Source organism: Paenibacillus sp. 01T422 (assembly GCF_056398785.1).
This window is the reverse complement of record NZ_JBFTQB010001440.1, coordinates 1-869: the sequence shown is the minus strand read 5'-3', so window position 1 is coordinate 869 and position 869 is coordinate 1. Positions and strand designations below refer to the sequence as shown.

General features: G+C 44.9%; 1 protein-coding gene. It reads left to right on the top strand.

What is annotated here, in order from left to right:
• The coding region (locus AC1DUA_RS39365; protein ID WP_477504846.1) for a glycoside hydrolase domain-containing protein at positions 1-869 on the top strand (869 nt) is incomplete at both ends.

Below are 869 nucleotides of genomic sequence, written 5' to 3'. Positions count from 1 at the left end.
ATTCAATGGAGTCCGGATACCGGTTACAACGACCTTGGTTCAGGCAAATCGCCTTTGGGCTCAGGATATGATTATGATCGTAAATCAATTGCTGGATTCAGTTTGACGCATATCGACGGACCTGGCTGTGATATTGCGCAGAATATTCCCTTTTTACCTGTCGTAGGCAAATTGGGAAAATCACCGGCAACGCATTTCGAGGACTATGCCTCACCTTTTCAACGTGAGAATGAAATTGCTATACCGGGTTACTATAGTGTCTTGTTGGATAAATACAACATAAGATCGGAATTTACCGCAACGGAGAGAACGAGCATCGGCAGATTTACCTATCCAGCCTCTACGCAGGCGATGATGCTCATTAATACGGGTATTAACGGCACGGGTGTTAGGGATGCCAATATCCAAATTGACAAAAATAGCAGCATGGTGACGGGGTATGTGAATGCTGGCGGATTTTGCGGCAGCAAGGGGAGCGGCACTTTAGCTGAAAATACGAACAATTACACCGTTTATTTTGCAGCTGAATTCAGTCAGCCGTTCACTGAGGTCGGCACCTACAAAGGTTCTCAAATTACCAAAGATAGCCAATCTGAACAATCGGAAATTCCCAACAATCGTAAAGTTGGCGGGTATGTCAGGTTTGATACATCTGACCAAAAAGAGGTTTATGTAAAGGTAGCGATTTCCTACACCGATATGGAGCACGCCAAGCTGAATTTGCAAACGGAGAATCCAGGCTGGAACTTCGAATCTGTCAAACAAACAGCGCAGGCGAAGTGGAAAATGGCGCTTAGTAAGATTGAGGTCACTGGCGGGACTGAGAAGCATAAACGTATGCTTTATTCCTTTCTGTATCATTCCTTGAT